Source organism: Cupriavidus sp. a3 (assembly GCF_051015765.1).
In the GTDB taxonomy this organism is placed as follows: Bacteria; Pseudomonadota; Gammaproteobacteria; order Burkholderiales; family Burkholderiaceae; genus Cupriavidus; species Cupriavidus oxalaticus_A.
On sequence record NZ_CP170643.1, the window covers coordinates 3,651,104 to 3,664,942 of the forward strand.

Genomic DNA, 13,839 nt, shown 5'->3' on the forward strand with positions numbered 1-13,839 from the left:
GGCTCCTTCAGTAGGCGCCGGACAGCAGCGCGCCCGCGCCCGGCACCACCGGCTCGAGGCCCAGGCGCTTGAGCATTGCATAGGTGGTGGCGATGGCGGCGGTGACCACCGGCTTGCCTGTCATTGCCTCGACCTTGGCCACCGCCGGCAGCGACGGCATCTGTACGCAGGCGGACAGCACGATCACGTCGGCATCGGCGAAATCCATCTGCGCGACGATCTCCGGCAGCCGCGACGGATCGTGGCGGCCGACGTCGAGGTTGTCGGGGATCTCCAGCGCGCGGTAGTCGACCACCTCGTAGCCCTCATTGCGGATGTAGTCGACCACCAGCTCGGTCAGCGGCTTCATGTACGGCGCCACCACGGCGATGCGCCTGGCGCCCATCACCTTGAGCGCATCGACCAGCGCGCCGGCGCTGGTGATCACCGGCGCGTCGCCGCCGTTCTCGGCGGTGTGCGCCTGCAGCCGCTGCTCGGAGACGCGGTGGTAGCCGTGGCCCATCGCCATGATCGCCACCAGGCAGGCATAGCCGAGCACGTCGACGCGGGCGTCGCTCAGCTCCACCGCGCAGCGGTCGGATTCGGCATCCATGGCCGCCAGTTCCTCCTTGACCACCTTCTTCATCCGCATGCGGCTGGAGTGGAAGGTAAAGCGCTCCGGACGCACCTGCTGGCGCGCGGCCAGCATCGCCGGGATCTCGGTTTCCATCGTGGTGTTGGAGCTCGGCACGATCTGGCCGATTCGGAAAACTTTCTGCACTGTCGACTCCGTTATCTGTTTGTCTGTCTACCCGCCTGCCCTGCCCGGATGGCCTTGCATGCTGCGAATCGATTGTAGTGTACACACTTTATATAGGCAAATAGAATCTGCGCCAAGCGCGATTCACTCGTTCAGTGCATACTTAATTAACCAATCCCTTGTTTAGCGCACAAATTCACCGTATTAAAGCATCGTGCGCAGACATTCATAAGATCATAAGGGTTTTCCATAGGACCCTCATTTTCTTCCTTGCCCTTGATATTTTGAGTGTGTACACTCGTTTTCAACGGTCGACCACATAGGTCGCCCAAGCCCCCATCGACCCATGTGTCATTGCCCCAGGAGAAATAACGTGCAAGGCAAACCGCGAATCGCAGTTGTCGGCGCCGGACTCGGAGGAACGGCCGCGGCCGCCCTGCTGCAGCGAGCCGGCTTCCAAGTCAGGCTGTATGAACAGGCACCGGCGTTCTCGCGCCTGGGAGCGGGCATCCACGTGGGGCCCAACGTGATGAAGATCATGCGGCGCATCGGCATCGAGGACGCGCTCAACAACATGGGCTGCCACCCCGACTTCTGGTACAGCCGCGACGGCCTGACCGGCGAAGTGATCGCGCAGATCCCGCTGGGCGACTACGCGGAGCGGCACTACGGCGCCAGCTACCTGACCGTGCACCGCGGCGACTTCCACAAGCTGCTGACCGACGCCGTGGCGCCGGGCACGCTGTTCTTCAACAAGAAGCTGGAAAGCGTCACCGACCGGGGCGACGTGGTCGAGCTGCGCTTCACCGATGGCACGCTGGACCAGGCGGATATCGTGATCGGCGCCGACGGTGTCAACTCCCGCATCCGCGAGACCCTGCTGGGCGCCGAGCCTCCCAAGTACACCGGCTACGTCGCGCACCGCGCGGTGTTCCCGATCTCGCGCGTCAAGGGCTTCACGCACGAGCGCTGCACCAAGTGGTGGACCGACGACCGCCACATGATGGTGTACTTCGACACCAGCAAGCTGGACGAGATCTACTACGTCACCGGCGTGCCCGAGCCCGAGTGGGACATGAGCAAAAGCTGGGTGCCGAGCAGCATCGAGGAAATGCGCACCGCGTTCGACGGCTGGCACGAAGGCGTGCAGTCGCTGATCGAAGGCACGGTCGAAGTGACCAAGTGGCCCCTGCTGGAGCGTGACCCGCTGCCGCTGTGGAGCCGCGGCCGCCTGGTGCTGCTGGGCGATGCCTGCCACCCGATGAAGCCGCACATGGCGCAAGGCGCCGCGATGGCGATCGAAGATGCCGCCATGCTGACGCGCTGCTTCACCGAGACCGGCCTGGACGACTACGCCGCCGCGTTTGCGCTGTATGAAGCCAACCGCGCCGAGCGCGCCGGCAAGGTCCAGCTGGTCTCGCACAACAACACGTGGCTGCGCAGCAACGAGAACCCGGACTGGTGTTTCGGCTACGATGTGTTCAACATGCCGCTGGTGTCGGCCGGGCGTACGCCGCTGTCCGCGGCGGCGTAACACCGACCTTAGGCCTGACCTGAACCTGCACGCCGCAGCCCCTCGCACGAAGGGGCGCGGCGTGCCTGCCGCGTGATCTGCAACTTGCCGCCCCCGATGAACACGCCTCGCCCCCTGACGCTACAAGTCAACCACGCGGAGCACACGCTCAGCGTGGCGCCCGACACGCCGCTGCTCTATATCCTGCGCAACGACCTGGCCTGCAATGGCCCCAAGTACGGTTGCGGGCTGGGCCAGTGCGGCGCGTGCACGGTGCTGGTCGACGGCCTGGCCGCGCGCTCATGCGTGCTGCCGGTCAGGGCCGCGGTGGGCCACGCGGTCACCACGCTGGAAGGCCTGGGCACGGCGGAGCATCCCGACCCGGTGCAGCAGGCCTTTATCGACGAGCAGGCCGCACAATGCGGCTATTGCCTGAACGGCATGATCATGACCGCGAAGGCGCTGCTCGCGCAGAATCCCGATCCTGACGAAGCGCAGATCCGCGAGGCGCTGCGCTTCAACCTGTGCCGCTGCGGCACGCATGTGGAAATCGTGCGTGCAGTGCAGCGCGCCGCGGTGCTGATGCGGCAGGCTGGCGTGGGAGCGGCATCGTGAAGCAGGAACTCGTGCGACAGGCCGTGCAAACCGGCGCCCTGGCGAAACATGAGCCACCGCCGGCTTCCATGTGCCTCGTCGCCCATGTGCTGACGCCGCCAGGGCTGCGCTGGATCGACGGCAAGCCGTTGGTACCACGCCTGCTCGGCGCGGAGCGCGATGCCGCGCTGGCGTTGCCCGGCGTGCGCGCGGCCGTGGTGCGCAACCAGTTTGCGGGCGTGGCCGCGGAAAGCGATGCCTTGGCGGCCGACGCCGCCAGGGCCCTGCAGGCACGCTGGTCGGCGCCGCCTCGCGCGGATGAAGCTCCCGTACCGCGCCACGCCGTTGCGCGGCGAGGTGACGCCACCCGCGCGCTCGCCAGCGCCGCCACGCGCCACGCGCAGCACTACCAGTGGCCGCTGGCCGGCACCGGGACCGAAGCGTTCTGCACCGCGATCGCGGACTGGCGCGACGGCATGCTGTATGTGTGGCTGCCAAGCCTGCGCCACGGCGCACTGCGCGAAGAACTGGCCGCGCTGCTGGGCATTGCGCCGCAACAGGTCGCGCTGGCCGGGTGGCAGGCGGCCGCCGACGCCGGCGATCCGGCCCTGCTCGCCCACCACGCGGCCGCCGACGCCGCACTGCTGGCCCATGCCGCCGGCAAACCCGTGATGCGCCGGCTGTGCGCCGGCGATATCGGCCTGTCCGGTGCGCAGCTCGCCGTATGCATCGACAGCGCGCGCAGCGGCAATGCCATCGACGCCTACGCCGCAACACTGGCCGGCACGGCTCCGCCGCCGGTGCCGCTGGCACTTTGGCTCACGCATACGGCGTCGCCCGTGACGGACACCGGCGACAGTGGCAGCGCAGTCATGCCGCCCTACCGCATTCCCGATGTCGATGTCGGCACCGCCGGCGCTGTAGCCGCTTTCGATGCCGCACCGCTTGCGGCGGCGCGCGCCCATGTCTTTGCGCGCGAATCCCATCTCGATGAAATCGCCGCCGCATCCGGCACCGACCCGGTCGCGCTGCGGCTTTCGCACCTCGACGACTCACGCGGCTCGGCCCTCGTCAGGCAGGTCAGCGAGCGCTCCGGCTGGACGCCATCCGTTCCGCATGCCGCCACATCGGCAGGCAATGTGCGGCGCGGGCGCGGTTTTGCCTATGCGCACACCGTCGACCACGACGCCGGCCAGAGCTGGTCGGCATGGGTGGCGGAAGTCGAAGTCGATGGCACCACCGGCGAGCTGGCCGTCACGCGCGTGACGGTGGGGCATGACAGCGAATCGCTGGCGCCCGCGCAAGCCACACCTGCTGCGCGCTCGCTGGAACAGGCTGTTGCCGACGCTACCCTGCAATTGACCGCTGCCAGCCCGGCATTCGATACCTGGCCTGCCACGGAGGCTTCTGCCAACCAATCGCTCCCCGCCGTCGCAACCAGCGCAGTATTGCCGGAGGTCCACCTGGCTGGCACGCTCACCGAGCGCGACCAACTGGCCGCAGGCCCGGCCGATACGCTGCCCGCGGCTGCCGCCGTGGCCAACGCCATCTTCGACGCCACCGGCGTGCGCCTGCGCACGCCGCCCTTCAGCGCCGAACGCATCCGCCTGGCGCTGGCCGAGAGTGAGGACAAGCGCGCCGGCAAGCGCAGCAAGCGCGGCTGGATCGCCGCCGCTGCCGCGACCGCGGCCGGCCTGTGCGCAACGCTGATGCCGTGGCGCGCGCCGATCGCGCCGGTCGCACCGCCCGGGCCCGGCTTCTATTCCGCGGCCACGCTGGAACGCGGCCGCCTGGTGGCCGCGGCAGGTGACTGCGCGGTATGCCATACCGTCCCCGGCGGCGTGAAGAATGCGGGCGGCCTGCCGCTGGAAACGCCGTTTGGCACGGTCTATAGCACCAACATCACGCCCGATGTGCAGACCGGCATCGGCAACTGGTCGTTCGCCGCCTTCGAGCGCGCGATGCGCGAGGGCATCCACCGCGACGGACGGCGCCTGTATCCGGCCTTCCCCTACACCGCGTTCGCCAAGGTCAGCGATGCCGACATGCAGGCGCTGTATGCGTACCTGATGTCGGCCGAGCCGGTGAAGTCAGAGGTGCCGCAGACCCGGCTCACGTTCCCGTTCAACCTGCGTCCGCTGCTGGCGGGCTGGAACCTGCTGTTCCATCGCGACGCACCCTTCAAGCCCGACCCCGCGCGCTCCGCGCAGTGGAACCGCGGCGCGTATCTCGCCGAGGGGCTGGGCCATTGCAGCGCCTGCCATTCGCCGCGCAACGCGCTCGGCGGGGAACAAGGCGGGCGCAAGTACCTGACTGGCGGCAGTGCCGAAGGCTGGGAGGCACCGCCGCTGACATCGCTCTCCCACGCACCGGTGCCGTGGACCGAGGCGGCGCTGTTTACCTACTTGCGCGGCGGCTATGCACCGCATCACGGCGCCGCCGCAGGACCGATGGCGCCGGTGGTGGAAGAACTCGCGCAGTTGCCCGAATCGGATGTGCGCGCGATCGCGCATTACGTCGCGTCATTCGGCACGCCGCCGCCAGCGCCTTCCGTGCTCGACGCGCAGGCTGCCAGACTCGAACAACGCAGCGCACAGGCTGCACGCACCCTAGGCGGCCCCGGTGAACGCCTATACCAGAGCGCCTGCGCGGTGTGCCATCAATCAGACCAGGGCATCGCGCAGTTTGGCGTAAAGCCGTCGCTCGCACTCAACACCAACTTGCACAGCAAGCTGCCCGACAACGTGATCCAGGTGCTGCTGCAAGGCATGCCCGCGCCGCCCAACAGCGAGCTGGGCGCGATGCCGGCCTATGCCGACACCTTCGACGACCGGCAGATCGCGCAGCTGGCGCAGTACCTGCGCGCGCGCTTTGCCCCCGACCAACCCGCCTGGCAGGACCTGGAGAACACCGTCGCGCGGCTGCGCGCGGCGCCTGCCCACTGAAGACCAGCGAAGGGCCTTCGCGGCCGGCCCGCCGCGCCTTCGCATCCATCCTGACAGTATCCGTGCCGTGCCTGGCAGGGCGCTTTGCCACCGGGCAGGGAGGCCTGCGCCGACAGATCGGCGCACTGCGCGCCAGGCGCGGGAAAACCCCAAGGAGAGAAACCGCAGTTCGGCCTTGCCCGCCAGTTTCATGTAGCTTACGCTGAACGATCATGTAGTGCGCACTACATGAGTGCCGGCATCGATACCAAAAGCCGCGCCGCGGTGCCTCCCGGCACAAGGACGGCGCAAGAACCGCGCACACAAGCGGCAGACGAGACAACAAGACCACAAGATTGGCCCTTTACATCACCGGAAGCGCTGGCCCGGGGCTTGCGTAGTCCCTCGCCGTGCCGACCGGGAACCCGGGCCCGGACAACCAAGGGTAGACAACAAGGAGTGACTATGTCGTATCAGTACCAGGAAGGTGTTGCGAGAGGACTACCTGGCCAGGTCTGGCCTCGCTAGCTTGGGGTAGCCACAGGTTTCGCCGCATCGCGGTGCTTGGCTTCCGAATTCAAGAATCAGCCTATAAAGACAGGTAGACAAAATGTCGTCATCAATTTCCTCAATGGCAGCAACGACCATCCCCGAAGCGACGATCAGCGTGCCCCCGCAGTCAAGCGCGCGGGCATCGTCGTCCCAGACCATCACGATCGAGCAAGGCATCCGCGCAGCCGGTGTCGGCCGGTTCCAGTATCGGCTGTTCGGCATTTTCGGCCTGGTGTGGCTGGCCGACGCGATGCAGGTCCTGTCGATCGGATTCACCGCGCCTTCCATTGCCGCGACATTCGGCATCCCCGTGCCGAGCGCCTTGCAGACCGGGACGATGTTCTTCGTCGGCATGCTGATCGGCGCCTTCGCGTTCGGCCGGCTGGCGGACCGGATCGGCCGCCGGCCGGTGCTGATGATGGCGGTGATCCTTGACGCCATCTGTGGCGTCGCCTCCGCCTTCGCCCCGGATTTCCAGTGGCTCCTGCTGCTGCGCTTCCTGACCGGCATCGGCGTGGGCGGCACGTTGCCCGTCGACTACACCATGATGGCCGAGTTCCTGCCCTCTGACCGGCGCGGCCGCTGGCTGGTGCTGCTGGAGTCGTTCTGGGCCGTCGGCACGATCCTGCTCGCCGTCCTGGCGCTGGTCGCCGTCTCGCAAGGCAACGATGCCTGGCGCATGATCTTCTTTGTCACCGGCCTCCCTGCGCTGGTCGGCGTAGTGGTTCGGTTCTTTGTGCCAGAGTCGCCGCTCTACCTGAATAAATCGGGGCGCTCGGAAGAGGCCCGCGCTGTGCTGCAGCGCGTTGCCAAGGCCAATCGGGTTTCGGTCGAGATCGCCCCGCTGGAGCCGCAGAAGATGGAGCGCAAATCGGTGTTCGCGCTGTTCGCGGCCGGATGCCGGCGCCGCAGCATCTGCCTGCTTGCTGCGTGGATGCTGATCTCGATCGCCTATTACGGTGTCTTTGTCTATCTGCCGGTAAAGCTGGCCGGCCAGGGCTTTGGCTTCATGCGTGGCCAGGTCTTCCTGATCCTGCTCGCGCTGGTCCAGCTCCCCGGCTTCGCGCTCGCCGCGCACGGCGTGGAGCGCTGGGGTCGCAAGCCGACCCTGATCGGCTTCCTGCTGCTCAGCGCCGCGGGCTGCATGCTGTACAGCCTGGGCACGTCCACCGCGCTGATCGTCGGCTCCACCCTGTTGATGAGCTTCGCGCTGCTGGGCACCTGGGGCGCGCTCTACGCCTTCACGCCGGAGGTGTACCCGACGGACCTGCGGGCCAGCGGCATGGGCACCGCCGGTGCGATGGCACGATTCGGTGGCCTGTTCGCCCCTTCGATCATTGCGCCGATCATGGCCACCCAGTTCACGCTCGCGCTTGGGTTGCTTTCGTCGTTCCTGGCGGTGGCGGCGTTTGCCATCTTCATGGTGGATATCGAGTCCAAGGACCGCGCGCTGGACTGACGCCCGCCGGATAAGGCCAGCTTGCCGGGGACCGGGCCGCAGCCGCGCTGCGGCCCGCTTCCATTACAATCCGGCTACAACGGCGCGGCGGCCGGGTCCACCCGACCCGGCCGCCCGCTCCAGCCGCTTGCCCCTATCCCCGCCGAGCCCTCGCCGCCAGCCATGAAACAAGATCCGCGCTTTCCCAACCTGTTTATCCTCGACCACCCGCTGATCCAGCACAAGCTCTCGCACATGCGCGACAAGGAAACGTCCACGCGCACCTTCCGCGAGCTGCTGCGCGAGATCACGCTGCTGATGGGCTATGAGATCACGCGCAACCTGCCGCTGACCACGCGCCGCATCGACACGCCGCTGGTGGAACTGGATGCGCCGGTGATCGCCGGCAAGAAGCTGACCATCGTCCCGGTGCTGCGCGCCGGCGTGGGCATGAGCGATGGACTGGTCGAGCTGATCCCGTCGGCGCGCATCGGCCATATCGGCGTGTACCGCGACGAGCAGCACCGCCCGGTCGAATACCTGGTGCGGCTGCCAGACCTGGAAGACCGCAGCTTTATCCTGTGCGATCCGATGGTGGCGACCGGCTACTCGGCCGTGCATGCGGTGGAAGTGCTCAAGCGCCGCGGCGTCAAGGACGAGGCCATCACCTTCGTCGCGCTGGTGGCGGCGCCGGAAGGCGTGGAGGTGTTCCAGAAGGCGCATCCGGGCGTGAAGCTGTTCGTGGCCTCGCTGGACAGCCACTTGGATGCGGATGCGTACATCGTGCCGGGCCTCGGCGACGCGGGCGACCGGCTGTTCGGCACCAAGAACTGACGCGTGCCGGCGCGGCGCGGGCTTGACCAGCCTCAATAGCCCGCGCCGCCTGGCTCCCTAAACTGGCGACACCCGCTGGCGACACCCGCTGGCGGTTCTTCCGCCGGCACATGCCGCCAACCCGAGGGAGCCAACCATGGAAGCCATCAAGATTCTCTTCAGCACCAGCACCGGCCTGATGAGCCTGGGCGTGATCGTTTTAATCATCGGCATGGGCTGGTTCTTCGCCCGGATGTTCGCGCGCAAGATGCGCGAGGATGCGGCGGCCGCGAAGGCGCAGGCCGGACAGCGGCAATAGCGCGTCCTGCGAGCTGATCGTTTGCTCCCCTACCCGGCGAGCGGGAGAGATGAGCAAACCAGCGGCTTTTCAAGGGTTCAACTACTTCTTCTTCCCTAGCAAGCTGCCCAGCACGCCACGAATCAGCTCGCGGCCCACCTGCGAACCCACCGTGCGCGCGGCCGACTTGGCCATCGACTCCAGGATCGAATCGCCGCGCCCGCTCTTGCCGGTGCCCTTGGTCAGCGTGCCGAAGATGTCGCCGGCAGTGCCAAGCCAGCCGCTGTCCTGTTCCGCTTCCGGCTTGGCTTCAGGTTTGGCGTCCGACGGCTTGCCCTTGCCATTGGCCACCGTCGGCACGCCGCCACGCAGCTTTTCGTAAGCCGATTCGCGATCCACGGCCGCTTCATAGGTCCCCGCGACCAGCGAATTCGCGATCAGTTGCCTGCGCTCCTCGTCGGTCGCCGGGCCGATGCGGCTACCCGGCGGCAGCACCCATGCGCGCTCGGTCACGCACGGCGTGCCCTTGGCATCCAGGAACGACACCAGCGCCTCGCCCACGCCCAGTTCGCCGATCGCGGTTTCCAGGTCCAGCTTCGGGTTGGCGCGCATGGTGGTGGCCGCCACCTTGACCGCCTTCTGGTCGCGCGGCGTGAACGCGCGCAGCGCGTGCTGCACGCGGTTGCCCAGCTGGCCGAGCACCGTGTCGGGGATGTCGACTGGATTCTGCGTGACGAAATACACGCCCACGCCCTTGGAGCGGATCAGCCGCACCACCTGCTCGATCTTGTCGAGCAGCGCCTTGGGCGCGTCGTTGAACAGCAGGTGGGCCTCGTCGAAGAAGAACACCAGCTTGGGCTTGTCGAGGTCGCCGGCCTCGGGCAGCTTCTCGAACAGCTCGGACAGCATCCACAGCAGGAAGGTCGCATACAGCCGCGGCGAGTTCATCAGCTTGTCCGCCGCCAGGATACTGACCACGCCCTGGCCCTTCTCGGTCTGGATGAAGTCTTCCAGGTTCAGCATCGGCTCGCCAAAGAAGACATCGCCGCCCTGCGACTCCAGCGCCAGCAGCCCGCGCTGGATCGCCCCGATCGAGGCGGCGGAGATATTGCCGTACTCGGTCGTGAACTGCGAGGCGTTGTCGCCCACGTACTGCAGCATTGCGCGCAGGTCCTTGGCGTCGAGCAGCAGCAGGCCGTTGGCATCGGCGATGCGGAACACCAGGTTGAGCACGCCCTGCTGGGTGTCGTTGAGCTCAAGCATCCGCGACAGCAGCAGCGGGCCCATGTGCGAGACCGTGGCGCGCACCGGGTGGCCCTTCTGGCCGAACACGTCCCACAACGTTGTCGGGCATCCGCCCCAGGCCGGCTCCGGCAGCCCCAGGTCGGCCAGGCGCTGCTTGAGCTTGTCGGACAACTGGCCGGATTGCGAAATGCCGGTCAGGTCACCTTTGACGTCGGCCATGAACACCGGCACGCCCAGGCGCGAAAAGCCCTGCGCCAGCGTCTGCAGCGTGACGGTTTTGCCGGTGCCGGTGGCGCCGGTGATCAGGCCGTGGCGGTTGCCCATCTGCGGCAGCAGCACCAGCTCGTGTTCGGCGTTCTTGGCGATAAGGATGGGGTCGGCCATGGTCTTCCTGGTAGCAAGTGCCGCGGGACTCGCCGCGGCAGCGGCGCGGGCAGGCCCGCGTGATAAAATCCTGGGCTGATTATAGCCAGCCGCCAGGCATATCCGTCACCTGGCGCCCGCGCCTGGCATCCCGCATTCCATCACCGCATAACACCTTTTCCGCCTCGGAGAGCATCATGGCCGGTCACTCGAAATGGGCCAATATCAAACACAAGAAAGCCGCAGCTGACGCCAAGCGCGGCAAGATCTGGACCCGCCTGATCAAGGAAATCACCGTTGCCGCCAAGCTCGGCGGCGGCGATGCCGACACCAACCCGCGCCTGCGCCTGTCGATCGACAAGGCCATGGACGCGAACATGCCCAAGGACAACATCCAGCGCGCGATCCAGCGCGGCGTGGGCGGCCTGGAAGGCGCCAACTACGAAGAGATCCGCTACGAAGGCTACGGCCTGGCCGGCGCGGCCATCATCGTCGACTGCCTGACCGACAATCGCACCCGTACCGTGGCCGAAGTGCGCCACGCGTTCTCCAAGCATGGCGGCAACATGGGCACCGAAGGCTCGGTGGCATTCATGTTCACGCACTGCGGCCAGTTCCTGTTCGCGCCCGGCACGCCGGAAGACAAGCTGATGGACGCCGCGCTGGAAGCCGGCGCCGACGACGTCGTCACCAATGACGACGGTTCGATCGAAGTGACCTGCCCGCCCAACGATTTCCCGGCGGTCAAGGCCGCGCTTGAAGCCGCCGGCTTCAAGGCCGAAGTCGCCGACGTGGTAATGAAGCCGCAGAACGAAATCAGCTTCGCCGGCGACGACGCGGCCAAAATGCAGAAGCTGCTCGACGCCCTGGAAAACCTCGACGACGTGCAGGAAGTCTTCACCAACGCGGTGATCGAAGACTAAGCTGAAGCAACAAGCCCCCCATGGCGGCGGCCCGGACTCAGACCAGGCCGCCGCCTTTTAGTATCTGTTTCTTTTCTGGCAGTGGATCATGAAAGTATTGGTTGTCGGCTCGGGTGGACGTGAACACGCGCTGGCCTGGAAATTGGCCCAATCCCCCAGGGTACAGGTGGTGTACGTGGCGCCGGGCAACGGCGGGACCGCGCTCGACAAGCGCCTGCAGAACGTTCCGCTGACGGATCCGGAGGTCATCGCCGCCTTTGCCGAGCGCGAAGGCGTGGCCTTTACCGTGGTCGGGCCGGAGGCACCGCTGGCGGCCGGCATCGTCGATATCTTCCGTGCCAAGGGCCTGCGCATCTTCGGGCCGAGCAAGGCGGCCGCGCAGCTGGAATCGTCCAAGGACTTCGCCAAGGCGTTCATGCAGCGCCATGGCATCCCGACCGCCGCCTACCAGACCTTCTCCGACGCCGCACAGGCGCATGCCTATATCGACGCGCAGGGCGCACCGATCGTGATCAAGGCCGATGGCCTGGCCGCGGGCAAGGGCGTGGTGGTGGCGATGTCGCTGGAAGAGGCCCACACCGCGGTCGATATGATGCTGGCCGACAACAAGCTGGGCGACGCCGGCGCGCGCGTGGTGATCGAGGAATTCCTGGAGGGCGAGGAAGCCAGCTTCATCGTGCTGGTCGACGGCAAGAACGTGCTGGCGCTGGCCACCAGCCAGGATCACAAGCGCCTGCTGGACGCCGACGCCGGCCCCAACACCGGCGGCATGGGCGCCTACTCCCCCGCCCCGGTGGTCACGCCCGCGCTGCACGCGCGCGCGCTGCGCGAGATCATCCTGCCGACCGTGCGCGGCATGGAGAAGGACGGCATCCCCTACACCGGCTTCCTGTACGCCGGCCTGATGATCGACAAGGACGGCAACCTGAAGACACTGGAATTCAACTGCCGCATGGGCGACCCGGAAACCCAGCCGATCCTGGCGCGCCTGAAGACCGACCTGGTCGACGTGATGGAGCACGCCGTCGACGGCAAGCTCGACGCGATCGAGCTGGACTGGGACCGCCGCACCGCGCTGGGCGTGGTGATGGCCGCCTACAACTACCCGGACAGTCCGCGCAAAGGCGATGTCATCACCGGCATCCCGGCCGAAACCGACGACAGCGTGACCTTCCACGCCGGCACCACGCTCAAGGACGGCACCCTGCTGACCTCGGGCGGGCGCGTGCTGTGCGTGGTCGGGCTGGCCGACACCGTCAAGGCCGCGCAGCGCGCCGCCTATGCCGCGGTCGAGCAGATCCGGTTCGACGGCATGCAGTACCGGACCGATATCGGTTATCGCGCCATCAAGCGCTGATTGGCCACCGGCTGGCCGCCGGCGCGGCCTCAGCGGGCTCTGGCGACCACCTGGCCGCCCCAGCCGGTACAATCGTGACAACGCTGTGACGCAGCCGGCAGCCCCAGGGCTGCCGGAATGCCATCAGCCCGGTCCATCCGGTCCATTCGTTTTCCGCCCACCATGATCGATTCCCAGGCAGTCCGTGCCTATCTGCTCGGCCTGCAAGACCGCATCACCGACGCCATCGGCGCCATCGACGGCCAGCCGTTCCTGACCGACGCCTGGGAGAAGCCGCCCACCGAACGCCTGCGCGGCAGTGGCCGCACCCGCATCCTGGAAGGCGGCGCGGTGATGGAGCGCGCCGGCGTGGGCTTCTCGCACGTCAGCGGCGATACCCTGCCGCCGTCGGCCAGCGCCAACCGGCCTGAACTCTCCGGGCGCAGCTTCGAGGCGATGGGCGTATCGCTGGTGTTCCACCCGCGCAACCCCTACGTGCCCACGGTCCACATGAACGTGCGCTGCTTCCTGGCGGTCAAGCCCGGCGCCGAGCCGGTCTGGTGGTTCGGCGGCGGCATGGACCTGACGCCCTACTACGGCAATGCCGGCGACTGCGCGCATTTCCACGGCACCTGCAAGCAGGCGCTTGCGCCATATGGCGACGAGCTGTATCCGCGCTTCAAGCAGTGGTGCGACGAGTATTTCTTCCTGAAGCACCGCAACGAGGCGCGCGGTGTGGGCGGGATCTTCTTCGACGACTTCTCGGCGCTGGGCTTCGAGCGCAGCTTCGCCATGATGCAATCGGTCGGCGACGCCTTCCTCGACGCCTACCTGCCCATCCTGCAGGCCCGCAAGGACACGCCCTACGGCGAACGCGAGCGCGGCTTCCAGGCCTACCGGCGCGGGCGTTATGTCGAATTCAACCTGGTGTTCGACCGCGGCACGCTGTTCGGCCTGCAGTCGGGCGGACGTGCCGAATCCATTCTGATGTCGATGCCGCCGCTGGTGACCTGGCGCTATGACTGGCAACCGGAAGCGGGCAGCCCTGAAGCGGCGCTGTACACCGACTTCCTGCCGGCACGCGACTGGGCCTGACGGCAG

11 protein-coding genes are annotated in these 13,839 nt (G+C 67.2%); 9 read left to right on the plus strand and 2 right to left on the minus strand.

All coding sequences use genetic code 11. The annotated features are described in order from the left end of the window. Positions 1-7 precede the first annotated feature (7 nt). Positions 8-760 carry a maleate cis-trans isomerase family protein gene (locus tag ACAD63_RS17535; protein WP_434033048.1) on the minus strand — a complete coding sequence of 251 codons (753 nt, stop codon included), beginning with the start codon at positions 758-760 and terminating at the stop codon, positions 8-10. Positions 761-1,112: 352 nt separating this feature from the next. On the opposite strand from ACAD63_RS17535, the gene ACAD63_RS17540 reads away from it, so the two are divergent. The 6 genes from ACAD63_RS17540 (at position 1,113) to ACAD63_RS17565 (ending at position 8,892) form a co-directional block, all read left to right on the plus strand. Then, complete coding sequence (locus ACAD63_RS17540; protein ID WP_434033049.1) at positions 1,113-2,273, plus strand: FAD-dependent monooxygenase; 1,161 nt, start codon at positions 1,113-1,115, stop codon at positions 2,271-2,273. 96 nt (positions 2,274-2,369) lie between these two features. Next, positions 2,370-2,867: a (2Fe-2S)-binding protein gene (locus ACAD63_RS17545; RefSeq protein WP_135704809.1), complete on the plus strand. Its 498-nt coding sequence runs from the start codon at positions 2,370-2,372 to the stop codon at positions 2,865-2,867. Positions 2,868-2,935: 68 nt separating this feature from the next. Then, positions 2,936-5,791, plus strand: coding sequence for a c-type cytochrome (locus ACAD63_RS17550; RefSeq protein ID WP_434034008.1), 2,856 nt, complete (start codon positions 2,936-2,938; stop codon positions 5,789-5,791). A gap of 589 nt (positions 5,792-6,380) precedes the next feature. Then, entirely contained in the window at positions 6,381-7,781 is a 1,401-nt protein-coding gene (locus ACAD63_RS17555) for an MFS transporter (protein ID WP_218959576.1), read from the plus strand. 162 nt (positions 7,782-7,943) lie between these two features. Continuing rightward, positions 7,944-8,594: a uracil phosphoribosyltransferase gene (upp, locus tag ACAD63_RS17560; protein ID WP_116317432.1), complete on the plus strand. Its 651-nt coding sequence runs from the start codon at positions 7,944-7,946 to the stop codon at positions 8,592-8,594. Between the two features lie 136 nt (positions 8,595-8,730). Next, on the plus strand, positions 8,731-8,892 hold the full coding sequence (locus tag ACAD63_RS17565; RefSeq protein ID WP_434033050.1) for a DUF3149 domain-containing protein: 162 nt from the start codon (positions 8,731-8,733) through the stop codon (positions 8,890-8,892). Positions 8,893-8,973: 81 nt separating this feature from the next. On the opposite strand, the gene ACAD63_RS17570 is transcribed toward ACAD63_RS17565, so the two are convergent. After that, the gene (locus ACAD63_RS17570) at positions 8,974-10,500 is read right to left on the minus strand and encodes a helicase HerA-like C-terminal domain-containing protein (RefSeq protein ID WP_434033051.1); all 1,527 of its coding nucleotides are present in this window, start codon (positions 10,498-10,500) and stop codon (positions 8,974-8,976) included. Between the two features lie 176 nt (positions 10,501-10,676). On the opposite strand from ACAD63_RS17570, the gene ACAD63_RS17575 reads away from it, so the two are divergent. From ACAD63_RS17575 to hemF, 3 genes are all read left to right on the plus strand, one after another. After that, on the plus strand, positions 10,677-11,402 hold the full coding sequence (locus ACAD63_RS17575; protein ID WP_133094052.1) for a YebC/PmpR family DNA-binding transcriptional regulator: 726 nt from the start codon (positions 10,677-10,679) through the stop codon (positions 11,400-11,402). Between the two features lie 88 nt (positions 11,403-11,490). Then, entirely contained in the window at positions 11,491-12,759 is a 1,269-nt protein-coding gene (gene purD / locus ACAD63_RS17580; protein ID WP_133094051.1) for a phosphoribosylamine--glycine ligase, read from the plus strand. Between the two features lie 162 nt (positions 12,760-12,921). Next, entirely contained in the window at positions 12,922-13,833 is a 912-nt protein-coding gene (hemF, locus tag ACAD63_RS17585) for an oxygen-dependent coproporphyrinogen oxidase (protein ID WP_133094050.1), read from the plus strand. Positions 13,834-13,839: the final 6 nt, after the last annotated feature.